15 protein-coding genes are annotated in these 16064 nt (G+C 61.3%); 5 read left to right on the top strand and 10 right to left on the bottom strand.

Going from position 1 to position 16064, the window contains the following annotated elements; all coding sequences use genetic code 11:
- Positions 1-42 precede the first annotated feature (42 nt).
- Positions 43-3111 carry an efflux RND transporter permease subunit gene (locus I5961_RS05485; RefSeq protein WP_227234577.1) on the bottom strand — a complete coding sequence of 1023 codons (3069 nt, stop codon included), beginning with the start codon at positions 3109-3111 and terminating at the stop codon, positions 43-45.
- A gap of 6 nt (positions 3112-3117) precedes the next feature.
- Positions 3118-4218 carry an efflux RND transporter periplasmic adaptor subunit gene (locus tag I5961_RS05480; protein WP_227234576.1) on the bottom strand — a complete coding sequence of 367 codons (1101 nt, stop codon included), beginning with the start codon at positions 4216-4218 and terminating at the stop codon, positions 3118-3120.
- Between the two features lie 94 nt (positions 4219-4312).
- Between I5961_RS05480 and I5961_RS05475 the strand changes: the two genes are divergently transcribed.
- Positions 4313-4948 carry a TetR/AcrR family transcriptional regulator gene (locus I5961_RS05475; RefSeq protein ID WP_085697311.1) on the top strand — a complete coding sequence of 212 codons (636 nt, stop codon included), beginning with the start codon at positions 4313-4315 and terminating at the stop codon, positions 4946-4948.
- A 61-nt stretch (positions 4949-5009) separates the two neighbouring features.
- Here I5961_RS05475 and I5961_RS05470 read toward each other — a convergent pair whose 3' ends face one another.
- A complete protein-coding gene (locus I5961_RS05470; RefSeq protein ID WP_413541588.1) occupies positions 5010-5792 on the bottom strand; it encodes a class I SAM-dependent methyltransferase in 783 nt (260 codons plus the stop codon).
- 93 nt (positions 5793-5885) lie between these two features.
- Here I5961_RS05470 and I5961_RS05465 point away from each other — a divergent pair, with 93 nt between their 5' ends.
- Positions 5886-6500 carry an energy transducer TonB gene (locus tag I5961_RS05465; RefSeq protein ID WP_085697309.1) on the top strand — a complete coding sequence of 205 codons (615 nt, stop codon included), beginning with the start codon at positions 5886-5888 and terminating at the stop codon, positions 6498-6500.
- 4 nt (positions 6501-6504) lie between these two features.
- Here the strand turns inward: I5961_RS05465 and I5961_RS05460 are convergent, their stop codons facing one another.
- From I5961_RS05460 to ppc, 7 genes are all read right to left on the bottom strand, one after another.
- Positions 6505-7197, bottom strand: a complete 693-nt coding sequence (locus tag I5961_RS05460) for an extensin family protein (RefSeq protein WP_085702566.1) — start codon at positions 7195-7197, stop codon at positions 6505-6507.
- Positions 7198-7199: 2 nt separating this feature from the next.
- Positions 7200-8036, bottom strand: a complete 837-nt coding sequence (locus I5961_RS05455) for an isocitrate lyase/PEP mutase family protein (protein WP_085702565.1) — start codon at positions 8034-8036, stop codon at positions 7200-7202.
- Positions 8037-8068: 32 nt separating this feature from the next.
- Positions 8069-8929, bottom strand: a complete 861-nt coding sequence (locus tag I5961_RS05450) for a DUF72 domain-containing protein (protein WP_085702564.1) — start codon at positions 8927-8929, stop codon at positions 8069-8071.
- Entirely contained in the window at positions 8929-9237 is a 309-nt protein-coding gene (locus I5961_RS05445; RefSeq protein WP_007954720.1) for a hypothetical protein, read from the bottom strand. Before I5961_RS05445 ends, I5961_RS05450 begins: the two co-directional genes overlap by 1 nt.
- A gap of 255 nt (positions 9238-9492) precedes the next feature.
- A complete protein-coding gene (tsaB, locus tag I5961_RS05440; protein WP_085702563.1) occupies positions 9493-10167 on the bottom strand; it encodes a tRNA (adenosine(37)-N6)-threonylcarbamoyltransferase complex dimerization subunit type 1 TsaB in 675 nt (224 codons plus the stop codon).
- A gap of 94 nt (positions 10168-10261) precedes the next feature.
- Positions 10262-10912 (bottom strand): adenylate kinase, encoded by a 651-nt coding sequence (adk, locus tag I5961_RS05435; protein WP_085697304.1) that lies wholly within the window; start codon positions 10910-10912, stop codon positions 10262-10264.
- 289 nt (positions 10913-11201) lie between these two features.
- On the bottom strand, positions 11202-13832 hold the full coding sequence (ppc, locus tag I5961_RS05430; RefSeq protein ID WP_085702672.1) for a phosphoenolpyruvate carboxylase: 2631 nt from the start codon (positions 13830-13832) through the stop codon (positions 11202-11204).
- Between the two features lie 214 nt (positions 13833-14046).
- Here ppc and I5961_RS05425 point away from each other — a divergent pair, with 214 nt between their 5' ends.
- The 3 genes from I5961_RS05425 (at position 14047) to I5961_RS05415 (ending at position 16007) form a co-directional block, all read left to right on the top strand.
- Positions 14047-14391: a pilin assembly protein gene (locus I5961_RS05425; RefSeq protein WP_085688799.1), complete on the top strand. Its 345-nt coding sequence runs from the start codon at positions 14047-14049 to the stop codon at positions 14389-14391.
- Positions 14392-14758: 367 nt separating this feature from the next.
- On the top strand, positions 14759-15163 hold the full coding sequence (locus I5961_RS05420; RefSeq protein ID WP_064378962.1) for a DUF4398 domain-containing protein: 405 nt from the start codon (positions 14759-14761) through the stop codon (positions 15161-15163).
- Positions 15164-15218: 55 nt separating this feature from the next.
- Entirely contained in the window at positions 15219-16007 is a 789-nt protein-coding gene (locus I5961_RS05415) for an OmpA family protein (RefSeq protein WP_085702562.1), read from the top strand.
- Positions 16008-16064: the final 57 nt, after the last annotated feature.

Below are 16064 nucleotides of genomic sequence, written 5' to 3'. Positions count from 1 at the left end.
ATAGATCATGGTCGGCAGACAGGCCGCCACGCTCAAAAGGTTTCAGGACTCCTTACGCACCCTGAACCAAGCCGCATACAACGCCGGCAAAAACAAAAGCGTCAGAGCAGTAGCAACAATCAACCCGCCCATGATCGCCACCGCCATCGGCCCGAAGAACACACTGCGTGAAAGCGGAATCATCGCCAGCACCGCCGCCAGCGCCGTCAACACAATCGGCCGGAACCGCCGCACGGTCGCCTCGATGATCGCCTGCCAGGGCTTGAGACCCGCCGCAATATCCTGCTCGATCTGATCCACCAGAATCACCGAGTTACGCATGATCATCCCCGACAACGCGATCGTCCCGAGCATCGCCACAAACCCGAACGGCTGACGGAATACCAGCAGAAACAGCGTCACCCCGATCAACCCCAAAGGCGCGGTCAGAAACACCATCGCCGTGCGTGAGAAACTGCGCAGTTGCACCATCAGCAACGTCAACACCACGACAATGAACATCGGCACACCGGCGTTCACCGACTTCTGCCCCCGTTCCGAATCTTCCACCGTACCGCCGACATCCAGCAGATAGCCGTCCGGCAATTGGGCACGGATCGGATCAAGCGTCGGCATGATCTGCTTCACCAGCGTCGCCGGCTGCTCCTTGCCATAGATGTCCGCGCGCACGGTCACGTTCGGCAAGCGATTGCGGTGCCAGATGATGCCTTCCTCGAAGCCATATTCCAGCGTGGCGATCTGCGACAGCGCGACGCTGCGACCGTTGTCGGTCGGCACCGCCAGACTGGGCAGCAACGACAGCTCGGTGCGCTCGTGCACGGTGCCGCGCAGGAGGATTTCGATCAGTTCGTTGTCCTCGCGATACTGGCTGACGCTGGAACCGGTCAGCGAACTCTGGAGGAATTTCGCGAGATTTGCCGTGCTCACGCCCAGCGCCCGCGCGCGATCCTGATCGATGTTCAGATACACGACCTTGCTCGGTTCTTCCCAGTCCAGATGCACGTTCACCACATGCGGATTCTCACGCACCTTGGCCGCGACTTTCCGGGCCAGCGCACGAACTTCTTCGATGTGCTCGCCAGTGACGCGGAACTGCACCGGATAGCCAACCGGAGGACCGTTTTCCAGGCGCGTGACCCGCGAGCGCAGGGCCGGGAACTGCTCGTTCAAGGTGTCGATCAGCCACGTGCGCAGCGCTTCGCGCTCCTCGATGGTTTTTGCCAGGACGACGAACTGAGCAAAACTCGCCGCCGGCAGTTGTTGATCCAGCGGCAGGTAGAAACGCGGCGAACCGGTGCCGACGTAAGCGACATAGTTGTCGATGCCGGCGTGATCCTTGAGCATCGCTTCCAGGCGTTTGACCTCGCCCGTGGTATTGGCCAGCGAGGCGCCCTCGGCAAGTTTCAAATCGACCATCAACTCCAGTCGCCCGGAAGCCGGGAAGAACTGCTGCGGCACGAACCGGAACAACGCCACCGATGCCACGAACAGCAGCACAGTGAGCACGATCACGGTTTTGCGCCGACGCACGCACCACTCCACCAGACGCCGCACCCGTTGGTAGAACGGAGTGCCGTAGGGGTCAGCATGGCCGTCAGCGGCCCCGTGTTTGGCCGCATGAATTTTCGCCAGATCCGGCAGGAGCTTTTCTCCCAGATATGGCACGAACACCACAGCCGCCACCCACGATGCGAGCAAAGCGATGGTCACCACCTGGAAGATCGAGCGAGTGTATTCGCCGGTGCCGGACTGCGCCGTGGCAATCGGCAGAAATCCTGCGGCGGTGATCAGCGTACCGGTGAGCATCGGGAACGCGGTGCTGGTCCAGGCATAACTGGCAGCCTTGATCCGGTCGAAACCCTGCTCCATTTTGATCGCCATCATTTCCACGGCGATGATCGCGTCGTCCACCAGCAAACCCAGCGCCAGCACCAGCGCACCGAGGGAAATCTTGTGCAGGCCGATGCCGAGGTAATACATGCAGGCGAACGTCATCGCCAGTACCAGCGGAATCGTCAGCGCCACCACCATGCCGGTGCGCACGCCGAGGGAGAAGAAGCTCACCAGCAATACGATGGCCAACGCCTCGACCAGCACCTGGACGAACTCGCCGACACCGGTTTTCACGGCTGCGGGTTGATCGGAGACCTTGCGCAACTGCATGCCGGCCGGAAGGTTTTTCTGGATTCGGGCGAACTCGCTTTCCAGGGCCTTGCCCAGCACCAGAATGTCGCCGCCGTCCTTCATCGCCACCGCAAGACCGATGGCGTCTTCACCCATGAAGCGCATGCGCGGCGCCGGAGGATCGTTGAAACCGCGCCGAACATCGGCGACATCGGAAATGCGGAACGTACGATCACCGACCCGGATCGGGAAGTTCCTGATCTCCTCGACTGTCTGAAAATTTCCTGAAACCCGCAGCTGCAATCGCTCGCTGCCGGTTTCGAAGAAGCCGGCGGTGGACACCGCATTCTGTTCTTCCAGCGCCTGCTGCACGGCTGCCAGCGGCAAGCCGAGGGTGGCGAGTTTGACGTTGGACAGCTCGACCCAGATCTTCTCGTCCTGCAAACCGAGCAGATCGACCTTGCCCACATCCTTGACCCGTTGCAGCTGGATCTGGATGCGATCGGCGTAATCCTTTAACACCGCGTAGTCGAAACCGTCACCGGTCAGCGCATAGATATTGCCGAAGGTGGTGCCGAACTCATCGTTGAAAAACGGTCCCTGAATGCCCGGCGGCAAGGTCTGGCGAATATCGCTGACCTTCTTGCGCACCTGATACCAGAGATCGGGAATCTCCACCGAATGCATCGAGTCACGGGCGATGAACGTGACCTGGGATTCACCGGGGCGCGAGAACGAAACAATTCGCTCGTACTCACCGGTTTCCATCAGTTTCTTTTCGATGCGCTCGGTGACCTGACGCGAGACTTCCTGGGCCGTGGCGCCCGGCCAACGGGTCTGGATCACCATGGCCTTGAAGGTGAACGGCGGATCTTCACTCTGGCCGAGCTTGGTGTAGGACAAGGCGCCGACGATCGCCAGCAAAAGCATCAGGAACAGTACGATCTGACGATTGCGCAACGCCCAGGCGGAAAGATTGAAACCCATCGGGGATTACTCCTTGTCCGCCAGATTGACCACGCGGTTGGAGCGATCCACCGGACGCACCTGCTGACCTTCCAGCAGCACGTGGACGCCAGCGGCGACCACCCAGTCGCAGGCGTTCAGGCCTTCGAGCACGGGCACGGTTTTCTCACCGAACGGGCCGGTGCGCACCGGAGTCTTTTTCAAAGTGTTGTTGGCGCTGACGACCCAGACGTAGGTCGCGCCGTTTTCGGCGGTCAGCGCCGAGAGCGGCACCGACAGCGGGATGACATCGGCGGTCTGCACGAAAACCCGGGCGCTCTGGCCCAGTTCTGCCGGGACTTTGCCGGAGGTGAATGAAATGCGTGCAGCGAAGGTGCGGGATTTCGGATCGGCGGCCGGCGACAGTTCGCGGATCTGCCCGGCGAAGCGCTGGTTCTGTTGTGTCCACAGTTCCACCGAGACTGGCTGGCCGACTTTGAAGCGACCGAAGCTCTGCTCCGGCAGGCTGATCAGCACTTCACGCTCGCCGTCAGTGGCGAGGGTGAAAACGGTCTGTCCGGCGGCGACCACTTGCCCGACTTCCACCGAGCGTTTGGCCACCACGCCATCCTGAGGCGCGCGCAGCACGGCGTAACTGGCCTGATTGGTCGAGACGTTGAATTCGGCCTTGATCTGTTTGAGGCGGGCTTCACCGGAACGGTAGAGGTTCTCGGCATTGTCGTAGGCTGAGCGGCTGACCATCTGCCGTTCCATCAGGGTCTTGTAGCGATCGCGCTCGGCGCGCACCAGGTTCAGATTGGCTTCGGCAGCCGCGACCTGGGCCCGGGTGGCTTCCAGTTGCAGGCGTACATCCTGCGGATCAAGTTCGGCGAGCGGTTGATCGGCCTTCACGCGCTGACCCTCGTCGACCAGTCGTCGGCTGACTTTGCCGCCGATGCGGAACGCAAGATCGGGTTCGTAGCGGGCGCGAACCTCGCCCGGATAACTTTCCATCGCCTGCGCCGAAGGCTCTGGCTGCACCACCATGGCCGGTCGCACGCTGACTTGCGTCACCTCTTCCTTGCCACACGCCGACAAAAAAAACGCCAGACTGACTGGCACCGCAAAGGACAACGCATGGCGGAACATGGTGAAGGACCTTTCGCTAAGGAGGCTTGGAATAATTATACTGGCCGGTATGTTATTAATAGCAAACTCACCAGTCCAGTATTAAAAGCGAAGAATGTCGAACAATCTTTCCACTCCAAATGGCCCTGGCCGACCGAAGGATCCGGCCAAGCGCCAGGCGATTCTGGAGGCGGCGAAAATCCTGTTTCTGAGTCATGGCTATGCCAACACCAGCATGGACGCGGTTGCCGCCGAGGCGGGCGTATCGAAGCTGACGGTCTACAGCCATTTCAACGACAAGGAGACGCTGTTCTCTGCCGCCGTGGTGGCCAAATGCGAGGAGCAATTGCCGCCACTGTTCTTCGAATTGCCGGAAGGCATCGCGGTGGAAAATGTGTTGCTGAACATTGCGAGAGGCTTTCACCACCTCATCAACAGCGATGAATCGGTGAACCTGCATCGCCTGATCATGGCGCTGGGAAGTCAGGATCCGAAGCTGTCGCTGATCTTCTTCGAGGCCGGTCCCCAGCGCATGGTGCAAGGCATGGAACGTTTGCTGCGACGGATTCACGAAACCGGTGTGCTGAGCATCGACAACCCGCACAACGCCGCCGAGCACTTCTTTTGCCTGATCAAGGGCGCGGGGAATTTCCGGCTGTTATACGGCTGCGGAGAACCGCTGACCGGCGAGGCGGCGGAAAGTCATGTGCAGGAAGTAGTAGGGCTGTTCATGCGGGCCTATCGACCCTGATTTCCGCGGCGTCTGCACTGACGCATTCGCTGGCAAGCCAGCGATTGGGGACGACTCGATCTCAGGGCTTGAGCGCTTTCTTCGGGTAGATGTCGTAACGGCTGGATTTGCCATCCAGCGCATGACTCGGCTTCGGCCCTTCGATGCACGGTGCCTTGCGCGGGCGCTTGACCACTACCCGATGCGTGGCCAGTGCCAACGCCGCTTCCAGCAAGGCCGGAGCATCCGGATCATCACCTACCAGCGGACGGAACAGGCGCATTTCCTTCTTCACCAGCGCAGTTTTCTCACGATGCGGGAACATCGGGTCGAGGTAGATCACCTGCGGCGGCTCGCCCTCCCAATTGCGCATCACCTCGATGGAATTGCCCTTGAGCAGCTTCATCCGCGCTACGATCGGCGCCACGTCGAAGTCTTCTGCCGCGCGGGCCAGACCATCCTCCAGCAAGGCGCCGATCAATGGCTGACGCTCGATCAGGCTCATCTCGCAGCCAAGACTGGCCAGTACGAACGCATCCTTGCCCAGCCCCGCCGTGGCGTCCAGCACCCGTGGACGTACGCCCTGAGCGATGCCGACCGCCTTGGCGATCATCTGTCCGCTGCCACCGCCGTACAACCGGCGATGGGCCGCGCCACCCTCGACGAAGTCGACCCGCACCGGCCCCGGCGCATCCGGTCCCAGTTGTTGCAGCTGCAAACCCTGCTCACCGACCTGCAGGGCAAACTCGCCGTCTGCCACCTGCGACGGCAGGCCCAGGCGTTGCGCCCACTGCTCGGCCTGCGCTTCGAACGTCGGGCCGAGGGCCTCGACATGGATGCGGCAGGCCGCGGGTTGCTCAATCATGGAAAACACGCTCAAAAAAGTTAAGGATCGGCAAAAACCGCCGATAACCCAATCAACGCGCATTTTGCCAGAGCTGAGCGTCAACCGAAAAAAATGTCAGGCATTCTTCCCACATCGATTGGCTACATTTCGCCCACAGGTGATTTCAGCCGTCATAACACTCAAGCATTGGGCGGCGTCAGCCACCTGTGGCAGGATTTCTTTGCCCAGGCACTGGCCGAACAATCGAGTGATGTGGTGCCGGCCTGCGGCACTTTCCCGCCGGTTGATCTGGAAAGTCCTGAAGAACCAACCGTCGGCAGCGAACTGCACGCGCACATCATCAGCCAGCGCGAATGCGATGTGGTCGAAACCCAGGTGCGTCCTCCGGAGCCGCTGTTCCTGCCGATCGCCGAGCTCGAACTGGATCTTGCCGAGCCGTACCCTCCGTTCCCGCCAGAAGCAATCAAGACTCAGCAAAAGCAGCAGGATTTCGACAGCAGTTGGGTTCGTCCGATCGTGATCAACAACGGCCAGCCGATTCCGGAACCGGGCCCTGCCCCGCAGAAAAAGCCGCTCTACCTGCCGATTGCCGAGTTCGACCTGGATCTGCTGCAGCCTTACCCGCCGTTCCCGCCGGAAGAAATCGTCGAGCAGCAGAAAGCCCTGGACTTCGATAACGGCTGGGTACGCCCGATCGTTCAGCAGAACCTGCGCATCGCCGCCTGATCCCTCAGCGACACACGCTCCAGCGCCCGACATCGACATGAAAGTGATTGCGATGGGCTGCGTTGTAGTCCGGACTCAACACCACACTGAACGCCTCGCAGGCACCGTCGCGCACCTGACGTAGAAACTGCGCGTCCTGGTTTTGCTTCGGCCAGTCCTTGAGCACGCTGATCACGCGACCATCCGCGAGGCGCAAGCCGGCGATGTCCAGCGCATCGGCGCTGGCATGGCGGCTGAGTGCACCGCTCTCGCGGTTGTAGATATTGCGACAAGCGAAGCTGCCGAGGTGATCGACTCGAGCCACAGATTGACCGTAGGCCTGCTGCGCCGCCGGTTGCAGCGTATGGCGCTCGAACAGCGCAAACGCCACCGCCAAGGGACAACTGGCGAGAAAGCTGCTGCTGAGCGCCACCCCGCCGCCCTGCACGCGCAAAGCACCGATCAGCGGACATTTGGCGTCGGGACTGTCGGCCTGTGGTGAAACCCGCAGGCCGGAGCTGACCAGCGCCTGCTCGCACAAGGCCGGATCGCTGCGCAGGCGCATCAACTTGTAGCCCGTGAGCCAGTTGGGCGTCGCCTGCACGTCCAGTGGCGCCCACGGGTTCCACTGCGGCGGCACATCAAGCCAACCGCGCCAGACGCCGATCAGGCTGCCACCGATGATCAGCAGCACGGTCAACAGCGTCCAGCGCCCCATGCTCACCCCTTGAACAATTGATTGGCTTTGGCGTACGGCATCGAACGGGAGGTGAAGGTGAACGTGCCGGACTGCTGGATTTCTTCCGCCGCGCGGTAAAACTCACCCAACGCCGCCAGGGCCAGCGCCGATCCGGTGCTGATCCGCTTCACGCCCATTTCTTCGAGCTGCTGCACCGTCAGTTTCAAGCCGCCGGACATCAGCACATTGACCGGTTTCGGCGCCACCGCGCGCACCACCGCCAGAACTTCTTCGGCGGTACGCAGGCCCGGCGCGTACAGCACGTCGGCGCCGGCTTCGGCGAAGGCCTGCAAGCGGCGGATGGTGTCGTTGATATCGGGATTGCCATGCAGATAGTTTTCCGCACGGGCGGTCAGCATGAAGGGAAACGGCAAGGTGCGCACGGCCGCGACGGCCGCTTCGATCCGCGCCACCGCGTGTTCGAAGCAGTAGATCGGCGAGTCTTCCCGGCCGGTGGCATCCTCGATCGAGCCGCCCACGGCGCCCGCCTCGGCAGCTCGGATCAGACTTTGCGCCGATTGCGCTGGAGCGTCGGCGAAACCGTTTTCCAGATCCACCGCCACCGGCAGATCGGTGGCCGCGACAATCGCCCGAACATTGGTCAGCGTATCGTCGAGGCTAAGACCGCCATCGGGTTTGGCCTGAGAAAACGCATAACCGGCGCTCGTGGTCGCCAGCGCCTGATAGCCGAGACTGGCGAGCATCTTCGCGGAACCGGCATCCCACGGATTAGGGATCACGAAAATCCCCGGGCGTTCGTGCAGGGCTTTGAAGGATTCGGCTTTACGGGCTTGTTGTTGACGGGCTTGGACGTCCATCGGCAGGCTCCTGAGCAGAAAAGGAATCCGCCTCAGAGCAGGCCGAGTTGCTCGGCGGCGGGTTCTCTGTATAGCTCAGGCAAGGGGCGCAGGCCAGGCAAACGTTGCATCAGTTGTGCGTGAAAACGTTGCGCCAGCTTCGCCGCCAGGAGGTTATCGGCGGTGTGCAGGAAGATGTAGGGCGTGCGGCCCTCTTCGATCCACTCGGCGATTTTCGCCACCCACGGCACCAGAAACGGATCGTTGGCCTCAAGCTCCGGGTGGCCGATGAAGCGCACCTGCGGGAATTGAGTGAATGCTGCCGGCCGTGTGGGCACGCGGGGCTTTTTCGATTGGGCGTGGATCACAGACGACTCGGTCGACAGGCAACTGAACAACGCGCGCGGGTCGAGACAGATACGCTCCACGCCACGATCCAGCAATAGCCGGTTCAGCAGTCGCTCACTCTCGCCCTTGGCGAAAAACTGTTCGTGGCGCACTTCCACTGCCAGCGGGCAATCCAGTGCATCGATAAACGCAGCAAGCTCCGGCAAGCGATGCGGAGTGAAGCTTTTCGACAGTTGCAGCCACATTGGCGAGACGCGCTCACCGAGCGGCTTGAGTAACTGGAGGAAGGTTTCAGCGGCGGTCAGTTGATCGCGCAAGTCGCCGCTGTGGCTGATGTCACCGGGAAACTTGGCGGTGAAGCGAAAATGCTCCGGCATCACCTCGGCCCAACGCTGCACGGTGGCCGGCGAGGGGCTGGCGTAGAAGGTCGTGTTGCCTTCCACCGCGTTGAAGACTTGTGAATAGAGTCCGAGGAAATCGGAGGTCTTGGCGTCTGCCGGATACAGATACTCGCGCCAGGCGTTTTCGCTCCAGGACGGGCAACCGAGGTAGTAAGGCAGATCCATCAGATGTACAGATCGAGGCCCAGCACGTCTGCATCCCAATCGACAAAACCGGCGGTGCTCAGGTAGCTGGCCAGGGCCATGGCCACGCTTTTCTTCATCGCGCGGTGATAAATCATGTCTTGTTGGCGGGCGGGCAGATTGCTCAGGCGTTGCGCGGTGGCTTTGGCGGCACGGGCGGCCAGTTGCTCTTCGGTCGGGAATTCCAGCTCGCCGTCGATATCGTCGACGGACTCATCCAGCGCCGGATTGCCTTTGCGAGGCTTGCGCTTGATAGGGTAGGAATGAGTGGAAACGCCGTCTATACGCATAAAGTCATGCTCGGTATCGATGATGGCAATTTAGCGGCACCTGACCGACTTAGCAAATCGCCGAGTGATAACTAGAACACATAAAAGACAAAAGGTTTAAAGCGCGGGGTTAGAAACGGACGATTGGCTTTGTTGAGGTAATCACTAAACCTGTGGGAGCGAGCTTGCTCGCGAAAACATGGTTATGGTCACCATTGATGGCGACTGACCCACCGCATTCGCGAGCAAGCTCGCTCCCACAGGATCTAGCATGAATCAGCGGGCTTTCGGGGTGGCTACCTTGTCGCGCAGATAAACCGGCTGGGCGTCGTCAGCCGGAATCGCTTCACCGCGCTCCCAGGCAAATCGTGCCAGAGTCAGCAGGTCTTCAGCGTGGGGCAGCATGCCGGCATCGGAACCGCTCAGGTTTACCGCGATGCGTTCGCCATAACCCCAGCCGGTGCCGGCACCGAACCAGTCACCCGAGGCATCCTCCGGCAGCGCGGCGACTTCCGGCGGCAGCACCGCCTCGGCGCCGACCAAGCGCATCTCTCCGGCCGTCTCGCGGTAGCAGCCCCAATACACCTCATCCATGCGCGCATCGATGGCCGCCGCAACCTGGCTCACGCCGTGTTCGCGATACGCCCGTTGCGCCAGCACGGCCAGGTTCGACACCGGCAACACCGGGCGATCCAGCGCAAAGGCCAGGCCTTGCACCACGCCGATGGCAATTCGCACGCCGGTGAAAGCGCCCGGGCCACGACCGAAAGCGATAGCGTCCACCGCTTGCAGGGTGGTGCCGGCGTCGGCCAGCAGTTGCTGGATCATCGGCAGCAGTTTCTGCGCATGCAGGCGCGGGATCACCTCGTAATGGCTCGTGACCTTGCCGTCATGCAGCAAGGCAACGGAGCAAGCTTCAGTCGCGGTGTCCAGGGCCAGCAAGGTGCTCATCGATGTGTCCGTAAATCAGGTGGGGAAAAAGTGCGCCAGTATAAACAACTACGGCCCGCAAGCGGGCCGTGGATGATGCAGCGGATCAGGTTTTTCAGCTCAGCGCTTCAAGCACCTTGGCGGTGATCGCTTCAACCGAACCGACGCCAGGGATGTGGCTGTACTTCGGCTTGCCACCGTTACTGGCGGACAGCTTCTGGTAGAAGTCCACCAGCGGCTTGGTCTGCGAGTGGTAGACCGACAGGCGATGACGCACGGTTTCTTCGGTGTCGTCCTTGCGCTGTACCAGCTCTTCGCCGGTGATGTCGTCTTTACCGGCAATTTTCGGCGGGTTGTAGACGATGTGGTAAACGCGGCCGCTGGCCTCGTGAACGCGACGACCGGCGATACGCTGAACGATTTCTTCGTCTTCAACGGCGATTTCGACCACGGCGTCCAGCTCGACACCGGCAGTCACCAGCGCTTCAGCCTGAGGAATGGTGCGCGGGAAGCCATCGAACAGGAAACCCTTGGCGCAATCGGCTTGAGCGATACGGTCCTTGACCAGCGCGATGATCAGGTCATCCGACACCAGGCCACCGGCATCCATGATGCTCTTGGCCTTGATGCCCAGCTCGGTGCCGGCCTTGACCGCAGCACGCAGCATGTCGCCGGTGGAGATTTGCGGAATGCCGAATTTCTCGGTGATGAACTTAGCCTGAGTACCTTTACCGGCCCCGGGAGCTCCCAGCAGAATGACGCGCATCGATGTGCTCCTCAATTTTTTATATAAAAAACAATGGATTCGCCTCGTGGGGCCAATCTCATAAAACGGGTCGTGGCCGCCCAAACGGCCAAAGGCTGATCAAGATACACAGCAGGCTGCGCCCACACAAGACGCCAAAAGTCGGAGAAACCGGCGCCCGCCGCGACCTTGCGACGCGGTTCCCCAAGTCGCAACCCCATCATTAACTGTCGCCTGACCGCATTTTTCCCACGGTCGTCAAACGGCACCCGAGGGTTCGCCCCGGGTGCCCCGCCCCACGCAGAAAACCTTAGCCGGTATTTCGCAAACCGGCGGCAATCCCCGCCACAGACACCAGCAGCGCCTGTTCCACCGGGCTGCCCTGCTCGACATCCTGTTGCCGCGAGCGCGCCAGCAACTCGGCCTGCAATAGATGCAGCGGGTCGAGGTAGGTGTTGCGCAGACGGATGAATTCCAGGGTATCCGGGCTATGTGCCAGCAGCTGCGACTGACCGGTCAGGCCGAGGACCACGGAACACGCCTGCGACAATAGGTCGCGTAAGTGCGCACCCAAAGGCAACAGGTCCGACTGCACCAGACGCTGGTCGTAGGACAGCGCAATGTCGGCGTCGGCCTTGGCCAGCACCATCTCCAGCATGTCGATACGCGTGCGGAAAAACGGCCACTGTTCGCGCATCTGCCCCAGCAACTCGCCTTCGCCGCGCTCCAGCGCCTTGCTCAAGGCGGTTTCCCAGCCGAGCCAGGCCGGCAGCATCAGACGGGTCTGGGTCCAGCCGAAGATCCACGGAATCGCCCGCAGACTTTCGATGCCACCGGCGCGGCGCTTGGCCGGACGGCTGCCCAATGGCAGGCGACCAAGCTCCTGCTCCGGGGTCGACTGGCGGAAATACTCGACGAATTGCGGATTTTCCCGAACCACCGCACGGTAGGCGGCGACGCCGTCAGCGGCCAGTTCGTCCATCAGATGCCGCCATTCAGGGGTCGGTGGCGGCGGTGGCAACAGGGTCGCTTCGAGCACTGCCGCCAGATACAGATTGAGGTTTTGTTCGGCGATGTCCGGCAGGCCGAATTTGAATCGAATCATTTCCCCCTGCTCGGTGGTGCGGAAACGTCCGGCCACCGACCCCGGCGGCTGCGACAGAATCGCCGCGTGTGCCGGACCACCGCCACGCCCCACGGTGCCACCGCGGCCGTGGAACAGCAGCAGTTCGACTTGCTGCTCGCGGCAGATTTCCACCAGCCGTTCCTGCGCCCGGTACTGCGCCCACGCCGCCGCGGTGGTGCCGGCGTCCTTGGCCGAGTCGGAATAGCCGATCATCACCTCCTGCGGACCTTGCAGCCGTGCGCGATAACCCGGCAGCAGCAACAGGCGCTCGATCACCGGGCCGGCGTTGTCCAGGTCGGCGAGGGTTTCGAACAACGGCACCACACGCATCGGCCGCAATACGCCGGACTCTTTCAGCAACAATTGCACCGCCAGCACATCAGAGGCGGCGCCGGCCATGGAGATCACGTAGGAGCCCAGCGAAGCCGCCGGCGCAGCGGCAATTTCCTTGCAGGTGGCGAGCACTTCGGCGGTGTCGGCCGAGGGTTTGAAATGCGCCGGCAGCAATGGCCGACGGTTTTGCAGTTCGCGGGTCAGGAAGCTGATGCGCTGTTCCTCGTCCCACTCTTCGTATTTGCCGAGGCCGAGGTAATCGGTGATTTCGGTCATCGCTGCGCTGTGGCGCGACGAATCCTGACGCACATCGAGGCGCACCAGGAACAGGCCGAAGGTCACGGCCCGACGCAGGCAATCGAGCAACGGCCCATCGGCGATCACGCCCATGCCGCACTCGTGCAGCGAGTTGAAACACAGTTCCAGCGGATCGAGCAGGTCGCGATTGTTGTGCAGCACATCGGCCGGCGCCGGGGTGGTCGCCGTAAGGGATGCGTGGGCCCAATTGCGCGTGGCGCGCAGCCGTTCACGCAATTGCTTGAGCACCGCACGATACGGCTCGGCACTGTCGCCGGCCCGGGCCTTGAGCGCATCGCTGGCCTGCTGCATCGACAGTTCGGCCGCCAGGTGATCGACATCCCGCAGGTACAGATCGGCCGCCATCCAGCGCGCCAGCAACAGCACTTCGCGGGTGACGGCAGCCGTCACGTTCGGGTTACCGTCACGGTCGCCGCCCATCCACGAAGCGAAGCGGATCGGCGCGGCTTCCAGTGGCAAACGCAAACCGGTGGCCGCAAACAGCGCCTGATCGGCCTTGCGCATATGGTTGGGAATCGCCTGCCACAGCGAGTGCTCGATCACCGCAAAACCCCACTTGGCTTCGTCCACCGGGGTCGGCCGGGTGCGGCGGATTTCCTCGGTGTGCCAGGCTTCAGCGATCAGGCGTTGCAGGGTGTTGTGGATGTGCTCGCGTTCGGCCGTGGTCAGGTCGCGGTGATCCTGAGCCGCCAGTTGCGCGGCAATCGCGTCGTACTTCTGGATCAGCGTGCGGCGGGCCACTTCGGTCGGGTGCGCGGTGAGCACCAGTTCGATCTCCAGCCGCGCCAGTTGCCGGGCCAGGGATTCGGCGCTGTGCCCTTCGTTGCGCAGGCGGGCGAGCAGTTCCGGCAGTACGCGGGATTCGAACGGTGCGGCCTGGGTTTCTTCGCGGCGATGGATGAGCTGGTACTGCTCGGCAATGTTCGCCAGGTTGAGAAACTGGTTGAAGGCCCGCGCCACGGGCAGCAGTTCGTCTTCGCTCAATTGATTAAGGCTGGCGCTGAGTTCGGCGTCCATCGAGCCGCGCCGGTCGGCCTTGGCGCCCTTGCGGATCTGCTCGATCTTGTCGAGAAACGCCTCGCCGTACTGGTCACGAATAGTGTTGCCCAACAGCTCACCGAGCAGGTGAACGTCTTCGCGCAAGCGTGCATCAATATCGGTCATCAGCATCTCTCCAGCAGTAATCGGTGACGGATCGCAAGTGAGTGGATGAACAGAGAGTGCCGCTCTGGAACGCTTCTTACAAGCAGACGACGAAGGGACTTTAAACCTTGAGGCTTGAAGCTAGTCTCAACAGTAAGCCCCACAACGGCTTGCCGCCGGCTGACGGCGGACACTCACCAAGACCTGCCATGAGCAGGTGCGACATGAGGTCTATATGAAAATCCGTGAACTCGCCCAGCATTGGGAAGAAACAGCCAAGGGTCGCCTGACCGATACCGGCTACACGATTCATCTGGATGTGGAAGCCGCCGCACGGCTGGCGGCAATCGCCGAAATGTACCCCAAACGCCACGCCGAAGAACTGCTCGGCGAGCTGATCGGCGCCGCCCTCGAAGAGTTCGAAGCGAGCCTGCCATATGTGAAAGGTTCGACCGTGGTTGCCACCGACGAGGAAGGCGATCCGCTGTATGAAGATGTCGGCCCGACGCCGCGTTTTCTTGCGCTGTCGCGGCGGCATTTGCATGACTTGTCGACCGCAGCCGGCAAGCAGAAACACTGACACAACATAAATCGAAACGTGGGAGCGAGCTTGCGCGCGAAAGCGGTTTGTCAGGCACTGTAGTGGTGACTGATCCGACGCTATCGCGAGCAAGCTCGCTCCCACATTGACTGTATTCAAACTCATAAATCACACGCCTTATTACTCCCGCGCGTACCACTCTCCCCCGCCAAAGTTCCCGGTTCAGGGCCTTGTCCACCTGGTCAGCATTTTTTTGGGCGATGAGCCATCTTTTCTGAACTTTTGAAAAATGCCTTCGGTCGGAACAGATAACCACGCCTGGAACGAGCGTTTCAAAACGCACTTGCACATGACGGTTGCGGCTCCGCTACCAGGATGGATTTCGAAGCTTCCAAGGAGTTAACCAATGGAGTTGAAGACCATGAAGACCCAAACCTCGTTTTCCCACCTGCGCGGTCTGAAACTGGCCGCCCTGGCGATCGGCACCAGCTTCGTACTGGCCGGTTGCGCCGGCAATCCTCCGACCGAGCAATACGCCGTGACTCAATCGGCGGTCAACAGCGCGGTCAGCGCCGGCGGTACCGAATTCGCCGCCGTGGAAATGAAGCAGGCACAGGACAAGCTCAAACAAGCAGAAATCGCCATGCACGATAAAAAGTATGACGAAGCCCGCATCCTGGCCGAACAGGCCGAGTGGGACGCCCGCGTCGCTGAACGCAAGGCTCAGGCGATGAAAGCCGAACAAGCGGTGAAGGATTCCCAGAAAGGTGTTCAGGAACTGCGTCAGGAAAGTCAGCGCACTGTGCAGTAAGCGCGCATCCCGACCGCAAGGCTGAAACTCTTATCGATAGAAAGGACGAACGATTATGCGTAAACAACTGATGATCCCCGCTCTTCTGGCCGCAAGCGTTGCCCTGGCTGCCTGCTCGACACCGCCGAACCCGAATCTGGAACAGGCGCGCACCAACTACGCCGGCCTGCAGGCCAACCCGCAGGCCAGCAAGGTCGCGGCGCTGGAAACCAAGGACGCCAGTGATTATCTGGACAAGGCCGACAAGGCTTATCTGGACAAGGAAGATCAGCGCAAGGTCGACCAACTGGCCTACCTGACCAACCAGCGCGTGGAAGTGGCCAAGCAGACCATCGCCCTGCGTACTGCTGAGAACAATCTGAAGAACGCCGCCGCCCAACGTGCCCAGGCCCGTCTGGATGCTCGCGATCAGCAGATCAAACAGCTGCAGGACAGCCTCAACGCCAAGCAGACCGATCGCGGTACGCTGGTGACCTTCGGTGACGTGCTGTTCGCCACCAACAAGGCCGATCTGAAATCCAGCGGTCTGGTGAACATCAATAAACTGGCGCAGTTCCTCCAGGAAAATCCTGATCGCAAAGTGATCGTCGAGGGTTATACCGACAGCACCGGTTCGGCGAACTACAACCAGTCGTTGTCCGAGCGTCGTGCCACTTCCGTGCAGGTCGCACTGATCAAGATGGGCGTCGATCCGTCGCGCATCGTGACTCAGGGCTATGGCAAGGAATACCCGGTGGCGGATAACGGCAGCGTTTCGGGCCGTGCAATGAACCGTCGGGTGGAAGTGACCATTTCCAACGACAACCAGCCAGTGATGCCGCGTTCGGCGGTTAGCGCCAAATAATTCGCGAAGCAACATGAAAGCCCCGCCGGATCTGCTCCGACGGGGCTTTTTTTTGCA

This window comes from Pseudomonas sp. IAC-BECa141 (assembly GCF_020544405.1).
Classification (GTDB): Bacteria; Pseudomonadota; Gammaproteobacteria; order Pseudomonadales; family Pseudomonadaceae; genus Aquipseudomonas.
The sequence above is the reverse complement of the archived record's forward strand: the minus strand, read 5'-3'. Positions and strand labels throughout refer to the sequence as shown.

Bases quoted from the DNA above. Each gene is read 5' to 3' on its own strand.
- I5961_RS05485 (WP_227234577.1), bottom strand. From the start codon at position 3,111: ATGGGTTTCAATCTTTCCGCCTGGGCGTTGCGCAATCGTCAGATCGTA.
- I5961_RS05480 (WP_227234576.1), bottom strand. From the start codon at position 4,218: ATGTTCCGCCATGCGTTGTCCTTTGCGGTGCCAGTCAGTCTGGCGTTT.
- I5961_RS05475 (WP_085697311.1), top strand. From the start codon at position 4,313: ATGTCGAACAATCTTTCCACTCCAAATGGCCCTGGCCGACCGAAGGAT.
- I5961_RS05470 (WP_413541588.1), bottom strand. From the start codon at position 5,792: ATGATTGAGCAACCCGCGGCCTGCCGCATCCATGTCGAGGCCCTCGGC.
- I5961_RS05465 (WP_085697309.1), top strand. From the start codon at position 5,886: ATGTCAGGCATTCTTCCCACATCGATTGGCTACATTTCGCCCACAGGT.
- I5961_RS05460 (WP_085702566.1), bottom strand. From the start codon at position 7,197: ATGGGGCGCTGGACGCTGTTGACCGTGCTGCTGATCATCGGTGGCAGC.
- I5961_RS05455 (WP_085702565.1), bottom strand. From the start codon at position 8,036: ATGGACGTCCAAGCCCGTCAACAACAAGCCCGTAAAGCCGAATCCTTC.
- I5961_RS05450 (WP_085702564.1), bottom strand. From the start codon at position 8,929: ATGGATCTGCCTTACTACCTCGGTTGCCCGTCCTGGAGCGAAAACGCC.
- I5961_RS05445 (WP_007954720.1), bottom strand. From the start codon at position 9,237: ATGCGTATAGACGGCGTTTCCACTCATTCCTACCCTATCAAGCGCAAG.
- tsaB (WP_085702563.1), bottom strand. From the start codon at position 10,167: ATGAGCACCTTGCTGGCCCTGGACACCGCGACTGAAGCTTGCTCCGTT.
- adk (WP_085697304.1), bottom strand. From the start codon at position 10,912: ATGCGCGTCATTCTGCTGGGAGCTCCCGGGGCCGGTAAAGGTACTCAG.
- ppc (WP_085702672.1), bottom strand. From the start codon at position 13,832: ATGACCGATATTGATGCACGCTTGCGCGAAGACGTTCACCTGCTCGGT.
- I5961_RS05425 (WP_085688799.1), top strand. From the start codon at position 14,047: ATGAAAATCCGTGAACTCGCCCAGCATTGGGAAGAAACAGCCAAGGGT.
- I5961_RS05420 (WP_064378962.1), top strand. From the start codon at position 14,759: ATGGAGTTGAAGACCATGAAGACCCAAACCTCGTTTTCCCACCTGCGC.
- I5961_RS05415 (WP_085702562.1), top strand. From the start codon at position 15,219: ATGCGTAAACAACTGATGATCCCCGCTCTTCTGGCCGCAAGCGTTGCC.